Below are 6,754 nucleotides of genomic sequence, written 5' to 3'. Positions count from 1 at the left end.
TGAGGGACCGCAAGGAAGACATCCCCCTGCTGGCTAACCATTTTTTGAAAGAGGTTATAAGGGAACAGGGGTTAAAGGATAAAGTACTCACGGACCAGTCTATAGAATTAATGAAGGGGTATGAATGGCCGGGTAATGTGAGGGAGCTTAGAAACCTTATGGAACGTGTGGCAATCATGACCTCAGGAGACCGGATATATCCGGGGGATCTATCAATTATCGCCGGGGATCAGCATCAAAATGTATCCACGCTGTTTAATGTCAGTTCAGCTTCCCTCAGAGAGGCACGTACCGGCTTTGAGCGATACTTCATATTGGAAAAGTTAAAGGAAAATAATTGGAATATAACGAAGACGGCAGAAGACTTAAAGATAGAGCGGAGCAATCTGCATAGAAAAATTAAGTTACTTGGGCTGGAAGATGTGTCATAATAATCGGTTTCACGCAGGATCTCAATGAAGAGGTAATATACGGTTAGTATTATTATCTGATAATTAATATCATTTTTTCAAAAGGAGGTTACATTGTCGGAACTAAGAAAAGATCCTATAACCGGAAGATGGGTAATAATATCTTCAGAGCGTGGAAGGAGACCGTCAGATTTTCAGGAGGCTCCCCCTAAGCGAAAAGGAGGATTCTGTCCTTTTTGTGCAGGTAATGAGAAGGTTACCCCGGCGGAGATACTGGCTTACCGTGAACCTGGTACGGCTCCAAATACTGCCGGATGGAGCCTTCGCGTAGTACCTAATAAATTCCCGGCACTTAAGATTGAAGGGAATCTTGATAAAACAGGCATCGGCCTCTTTGATAAAATGAATGGGATCGGGGCTCATGAGGTAATTATAGAGACCCCGTTGCACGATACGACGATTTCAACCCTTCCTGAGAGGAAGATAGAGGATATTATCTGGGCGTACAGGGACAGGGTAGTTGACCTGAAAAAAGACAGCAGGTTTCAGTACATCCTGATCTTTAAGAACGAAGGGGAGGCGGCAGGTGCATCCCTCGAGCATTCGCACTCTCAGCTTATTGCACTGCCTGTTATCCCAAGACATGTGTTTGAAGAGATTGAAGGGGCAAGGCTCTATTATAATTACAAGGAAAGATGTATTTACTGTGATATAGTGCGTCAGGAGTCATTCTCAGAAGACAGGAGTGTCACAGAGAATGAACACTTCCTTGCCATTACCCCATTTGCGGCGAGATTTCCGTTTGAGACATGGATAATACCCAAGAATCACAACTCTTGTTTTGATGAGGCCCAGCCATGGGAATACAGCAGCCTTGCAAGGATCATGAAGAATGTGCTCCGGAGGCTTGAAAAGGTATTAAATGTACCACCATATAATTATATAATACATACCTGCCCCTTACGTAGTCAGATGAAAGAGTATTATCACTGGCATCTTGAGATAATGCCGAAACTGGTCAGGGTAGCAGGTTTTGAGTCAGGCTCGGGATTTTACATAAATCCTACGTCCCCGGAAGAGGCAGCAAAGTTTCTAAGAGAAGCAAAGGTTTAATGTAGTTTATGCAATTTAGTCTCAAATCACCTTTACGACCGCAGGGAGACCAGCCCGAAGCGATTAAAGCACTCAGCTTCGGGATTAAACAGGGGATAAAGCATCAGGTCTTGCTCGGTGTAACCGGCAGCGGTAAGACCTTTACGCTGGCAAATGTTATAGAAGAAGTCCAGAAACCAACCCTTGTGATTGCGCCGAACAAGACCCTCGCGGCACAGCTCTACAACGAGTTTAAATACTTCTTTCCTGAAAATTCCGTTGAATATTTTGTCAGCTATTACGATTACTATCAACCCGAGGCATATATCCCGCAGACAGACACATATATAGATAAGGACTCTTCAATAAATGATGCTATTGACAGGATGAGGCACTCTGCTACGACATCCCTACTTCAAAGAAATGATGTCATCATCGTTGCATCAGTCTCATGTATTTATGGACTCGGTTCCCCTGAGGCCTACCAGGGGATGCTTCTTTATCTTGAAGAGGGCATGCAAATTGACAGGGAGGATATACTCAGAAAGCTTGTTGAAATACAGTATGAAAGAAATGACATTGATTTACACCGCGGCGCTTTCAGGGTCCGTGGTGATGTGATAGAGGTCTATCCTTCATCCTCGGAAGAGTCATGCATAAGGGTTGAGTTATTCGGAGATTATATAGACGCCATTTCAGAGATTGATCCCCTGAGAGGTATTGTAAGAAAACGACTTGCAAAAGCAGCTATATACCCGGGAACTCATTATGTAATTCCCCCCGACAGGTTGGAAAGATCACTTGAATCAATAAAGATGGAGCTTGCAGAACGCATACGTTACTTTGAAGATAAAAATTGTCTTATTGAAGCCCAGCGAATTGAGCAGAGGACTAACTTTGACCTGGAGATGATAAAAGAAATCGGATATTGTCATGGTATCGAAAACTATTCGAGACATCTGAGCGGACGAAGCGCCGGTGAGCCGCCGCCTACACTGTTAGATTATTTCCCCCAGGGGTTTCTTCTTATTATTGATGAGAGCCATGTAACTGTACCGCAGATCGGTGGTATGTATAAAGGTGATCACTCAAGGAAGAACAGCCTTGTAGATTATGGTTTCAGGCTCCCTTCAGCCTTTGATAACAGACCACTTAAGTTCATAGAGTTTGAAAGATGTGTGAATCAGGCAATATATGTATCTGCGACACCGGGGCCATATGAGTTTGAAAAGTCAGGTGGAGAAGTGGTCGAGCAGATTATTCGTCCGACAGGTCTGACAGATCCGGTTATTACAGTTAAAACCGCAAAGGGACAGGTAGATGATCTGCTTGGCGAGATCAGATCAAGATCTGATCTCGGAGAGAGAGTGCTTGTTACGACACTGACTAAGAGAATGGCAGAGGACCTGACGGAATATTATAATGAGCTTGGGATAAAGGTCCAATATCTACATTCTGATATAGATACCCTGGAACGGGTTGAGATTATACGAGACCTGAGGATGGGGAAGTTTGATGTCCTGATAGGTATAAACTTGCTGCGTGAGGGACTTGACATACCTGAGGTTTCACTTGTTGCAATACTTGACGCGGATAAAGAGGGTTTTCTAAGATCTCACACTTCTCTTATTCAGACAGCGGGCAGGGCAGCAAGGAATCTTTCCGGCAGGGTAATTATGTATGCAGATACGATTACAAATTCAATGCAAAAGGCAATAGATGAAACTAACCGGAGGCGTGCTATACAGGAGGAGTATAACAAACAGCATGATATAACGCCTGTAAGTGTTATAAAGGGAATTCAGGACACGTTGTACGAAATCTCCGAGGCAGACTATTTTACGATACCTGCAGTTAAAGAGGCTGCAGATGAATATGTACAGGAAGAAAAGCTGGCTGCAACTTTGAAGTCATTGGAAAAGGAGATGAAGGAGGCAGCAAGAAAACTTGAATTTGAAAAGGCTGCAGAACTAAGAGACAAGATCAGGTCATTGAAAGAAAGGTTTGTTGGTATCAATTGATGTATGAGTGTATAATTCTTTAAACATACTTGTAGATATATATACCCAGGATTGAACCAAGAAGGGTCAACAGATTTGCACGTAAGCTAAACCCGATAGTAAAAGTTAATATCCTGATATCCAGGGTAACCGGAGGTGTGATGCCTATGTAAAATCCTTCGGTGAAAATATTTCTAACCGGGCCATCCGGTGAGATTGCCCGTAAAATTTCTCCAAGGACATTACCGAGGAGTGCGCCAATCAGGATGAGGATGAGAAGGATCCAGATATTCTTTTTAAAAAGGGCCATGTATTTGGCATATTACAGTAAAATAAATACAAGTGCAAGCGTGGGGTAAGGCAATAAATGCAAAGGGCGTCAGGAATTCTGTCCAGATTAATTAAACAATATGGTCTTGAAGGCAAGATGTTAGAATACACACTTGCCGAGAAATGGGAGAATATTGCCGGCAGTATTATCGCAGCTCATTCCAGGCCTGACTCGATTCGATACAGGAAGTTGTATATTATTGTTGATAGTAATGCATGGATACAGGAGCTGAGCTTTTATAAGGCAGACCTGGTAACCAGGGTAAATAACTATTTTGGCAAACAGCTGATTAGTGATGTATTTTTTAAGATCGGATCGTCAGGCTGTCCTTAACTTACATATATAAGGCAGGTGCCTGAAGTTCTCTTTATAGTCCAACCCATAACCTACAACAAATTCATCCGGGATTTCAAACCCTTTGTACTCAACAGGCAGGTCCACTATTCTTAGTGCAGGCCTGTCAAGAAGGACAGCAACCTTTAAAGAGGCCGGGTTCCTTGCCTTAAGTATCCTCAGGAGATATCCCAGGGTAAACCCGGTATCAATGATGTCTTCAATCACCAGTACTTCTCTCTCAGAGATGTTAATATCAAGGTCCTTAATTATTCTTACTGCACCTGCCTCACCCCTTCCTGCACCATAGGAAGAGATAGACAGGAAGTCAATTGCAACAGGTATAGGAATCGCCCTCATGAGATCTGCCATAAAGACCACTGCCCCTTTCAGGACACAAATCAAAACAGGGTTTTTGCCCCTGTAATCTTCAGCAATGGATTTCCCAATCTCTGCAATCCTTTTCTGTAGAGAGTCCTGCGTGATAATTACCTCACCTGTCTCCAGTTCTTTCATACCTTGACACCCCCCCTTAAAAGTGGTAGTATAAAGTTACCCTGAGAAATAAGGATGCTTCAAATGTCCATCTGGATGTCCCCTCGGAGGTGATCAAAAGGGACCCAAAGACGGGAAAAAGTTCAGCAAAGTTAGCATGCTGACGAAAGTCAGAAGTTAGCTGGCAGAACAGACCCTCTTGGACGTGAAGATTCTGAAACTCAGGGTATTTTTTTGTCTTCATGCCCATATTTCCTGAGCAGGCTTTTATAATCCTTTCCATAAAATAACTTTATATTAACTTCAGGGTACAACTTTTTCAATAATCTGACCTTCCTGTTTTTCTTTGTCACAAGACTCTGTTTCATAGTGGTTAATTCAATGAACAAATTAAGGTCAGTGAGATAGAAGTCAGGGGTAAAGCTCTCAATAACATTTCCAGCTTCGTCCCATTTTATTGGAAAGGTTTTCGGTTCATACTCCCATCCTATATGATAGAACTTAAGAATCTTTGCAAACTCTTCTTCGCTTGGATGAGCGAAGACAACCTCCCTTAAACCATTTATATCATCTATGTCTTCAAACTCATCGGACAATCCCCGGGAGGTGCATTCCACCTCAATTAGATTCACCATTCTGCGAATTTCAGGAAGCATGGAGACCGGTATTTCAATCCCTTTTATTGTTTGTGTTGAATCACCTGACTTTGTCTTTGAATGTACACGGATATCTATAACCTTATGGTCTTCACCTTCAGAAATATAAGCAGCGATCTCTTTATTCTTGCTTATACTGAATCTGTATACAGGGTTTAGTATATATCCTCCAGGAGTTAATTAACTCGATTCACTATACCATACAGGATATTTTGCATCAAGACACGTGTGTGTTATAATATTACCTTTGCAGGAGGTGAATTTATGGCATTTAATGTCCCCGTAACACTTAATGAAGAACATGAAGAGCTTCACAATGAGCTTGCACGTATCACTGAGGCTGGAGGCGCTATTGGAGAGGCAGCAATAAAGGTTGCGGTGATTATGCATCCCCATTTCGTAAAGGAAGAAGAATATGCAATGCCCCCCCTTGGATTACTCGAACCCTTATCCAGGGGGGACATCAAAGAAGAAATGAGAGAAATTCTCCTTATTACTGACTCGTTGAAGGCAATGCTCCCCCAGATGCTCTATGAACATCAGGCAATTGTTGATGCCTTGATAAAGCTCGCTAATGTATCTATAAAGGAAAACAGAATGGAAATTGCCTTTATCGCAAAAAAGCTGATATCACATATTAAAAATGAAGAGGAGATCTTATATCCTGCAGCACTCCTGGTAGGAGAATACCTCAGGCTGAAATTGAACGGTTAGAAATCTGCGCCAAATATATTTGTTCTCATGTCTTTTGTATGGTATGATGAATACAAGGCTTAATTCTTGAACCTTGGTATCCGATATTGGTTAGCATAACCAACCACTCGGTTTACCGGGGATGCATTTAGAAAGAAGGTGATCAATAATGTTAAAAGAAAAAAGCAAACTCGCAGAGGCATTGGAGGTATTTGAAAGGGATTACATTATAAGCACTATGCAGTCCATGAACTGGAGCCGTAAGAAGACTGCTAATGAACTTGGAATACCTCTTAGTACGCTGAAGTATAAGATGACCAAGCTGGGCATTTACCGTATTGTTCCTGGCCGCAGAAAAGCTGCCTGACCAGGGATGTATTAAGGTTGTTTCTCAACTGTTTGAAATGATTAGTCTTTCCATTTCCTTTTACCGTCGCTGGTTGAAAACATTTTGTGGGCCAGGTCTAATAAATCCGGTATTTTAAGCTGTTCAGGGCATCGGGGAAGGCAATCATTGCATCTCGTACAATAACTCGCTTTTCTACCCCAGAACCAGTGGTCTGCATTTTCGAACATCCTGTAACGATACTTGCCGAAGTTTATCATTTCAAAGGCTATTGCAAGGTTCCGGAGCCTCAACACCTCGGGGATATTTATCTGCTCAGGACATGGCAGGCACCTATGGCAAAGGGTGCATAGTGTCCTGCCAAGCTTTAAGTATTGTTCGTCGAGTCGTTCTATTAT

10 protein-coding genes are annotated in these 6,754 nt (G+C 42.5%); 6 read left to right on the top strand and 4 right to left on the bottom strand.

The genetic code is table 11. The annotated features are described in order from the left end of the window. The 3 genes from IT392_09445 to uvrB form a co-directional block, all read left to right on the top strand. The coding region (locus IT392_09445) for a sigma-54-dependent Fis family transcriptional regulator (GenBank protein ID MCC6544710.1) at window positions 1-431 on the top strand (431 nt) is incomplete at its 5' end. A 93-nt stretch (window positions 432-524) separates the two neighbouring features. Next, on the top strand, window positions 525-1,523 hold the full coding sequence (galT, locus tag IT392_09440) for a galactose-1-phosphate uridylyltransferase (GenBank protein MCC6544709.1): 999 nt from the start codon (window positions 525-527) through the stop codon (window positions 1,521-1,523). 8 nt (window positions 1,524-1,531) lie between these two features. Next, on the top strand, window positions 1,532-3,523 hold the full coding sequence (gene uvrB, locus IT392_09435) for an excinuclease ABC subunit UvrB (GenBank protein MCC6544708.1): 1,992 nt from the start codon (window positions 1,532-1,534) through the stop codon (window positions 3,521-3,523). Between the two features lie 19 nt (window positions 3,524-3,542). Here uvrB and IT392_09430 read toward each other — a convergent pair whose 3' ends face one another. Next, window positions 3,543-3,812 carry a DUF4321 domain-containing protein gene (locus IT392_09430; GenBank protein ID MCC6544707.1) on the bottom strand — a complete coding sequence of 90 codons (270 nt, stop codon included), beginning with the start codon at window positions 3,810-3,812 and terminating at the stop codon, window positions 3,543-3,545. A 57-nt stretch (window positions 3,813-3,869) separates the two neighbouring features. On the opposite strand from IT392_09430, the gene IT392_09425 reads away from it, so the two are divergent. Then, window positions 3,870-4,166, top strand: a complete 297-nt coding sequence (locus IT392_09425; protein ID MCC6544706.1) for a DUF721 domain-containing protein — start codon at window positions 3,870-3,872, stop codon at window positions 4,164-4,166. On the opposite strand, the gene hpt is transcribed toward IT392_09425, so the two are convergent. Both hpt and IT392_09415 read right to left on the bottom strand, forming a co-directional pair. Then, window positions 4,152-4,682, bottom strand: coding sequence for a hypoxanthine phosphoribosyltransferase (gene hpt, locus IT392_09420; protein ID MCC6544705.1), 531 nt, complete (start codon window positions 4,680-4,682; stop codon window positions 4,152-4,154). The genes IT392_09425 and hpt overlap by 15 nt on opposite strands. Before the next feature lie 200 nt (window positions 4,683-4,882). Then, window positions 4,883-5,317 carry a hypothetical protein gene (locus tag IT392_09415; GenBank protein ID MCC6544704.1) on the bottom strand — a complete coding sequence of 145 codons (435 nt, stop codon included), beginning with the start codon at window positions 5,315-5,317 and terminating at the stop codon, window positions 4,883-4,885. Between the two features lie 264 nt (window positions 5,318-5,581). Here IT392_09415 and IT392_09410 point away from each other — a divergent pair, with 264 nt between their 5' ends. Continuing rightward, window positions 5,582-6,031, top strand: a complete 450-nt coding sequence (locus IT392_09410) for a hemerythrin domain-containing protein (GenBank protein ID MCC6544703.1) — start codon at window positions 5,582-5,584, stop codon at window positions 6,029-6,031. Between the two features lie 148 nt (window positions 6,032-6,179). Then, a complete protein-coding gene (locus IT392_09405) occupies window positions 6,180-6,377 on the top strand; it encodes a hypothetical protein (GenBank protein MCC6544702.1) in 198 nt (65 codons plus the stop codon). Window positions 6,378-6,418: 41 nt separating this feature from the next. On the opposite strand, the gene IT392_09400 is transcribed toward IT392_09405, so the two are convergent. After that, window positions 6,419-6,754: 4Fe-4S dicluster domain-containing protein (locus IT392_09400; GenBank protein ID MCC6544701.1), on the bottom strand; the 336-nt coding region annotated here is incomplete at its 5' end.

The organism is Nitrospirota bacterium (genome assembly GCA_020846775.1).
Lineage (GTDB): Bacteria > Nitrospirota > 9FT-COMBO-42-15 > HDB-SIOI813 > HDB-SIOI813 > RBG-16-43-11.
Note: the sequence above shows the minus strand (reverse complement) of the source record. Positions and strands in the feature narration are given on the sequence as shown.

Bases quoted from the DNA above. Each gene is read 5' to 3' on its own strand.
- uvrB (MCC6544708.1), top strand. From the start codon at position 1,532: ATGCAATTTAGTCTCAAATCACCTTTACGACCGCAGGGAGACCAGCCC.
- IT392_09430 (MCC6544707.1), bottom strand. From the start codon at position 3,812: ATGGCCCTTTTTAAAAAGAATATCTGGATCCTTCTCATCCTCATCCTG.
- IT392_09425 (MCC6544706.1), top strand. From the start codon at position 3,870: ATGCAAAGGGCGTCAGGAATTCTGTCCAGATTAATTAAACAATATGGT.
- hpt (MCC6544705.1), bottom strand. From the start codon at position 4,682: ATGAAAGAACTGGAGACAGGTGAGGTAATTATCACGCAGGACTCTCTA.
- IT392_09415 (MCC6544704.1), bottom strand. From the start codon at position 5,317: ATGCTTCCTGAAATTCGCAGAATGGTGAATCTAATTGAGGTGGAATGC.
- IT392_09410 (MCC6544703.1), top strand. From the start codon at position 5,582: ATGGCATTTAATGTCCCCGTAACACTTAATGAAGAACATGAAGAGCTT.
- IT392_09405 (MCC6544702.1), top strand. From the start codon at position 6,180: ATGTTAAAAGAAAAAAGCAAACTCGCAGAGGCATTGGAGGTATTTGAA.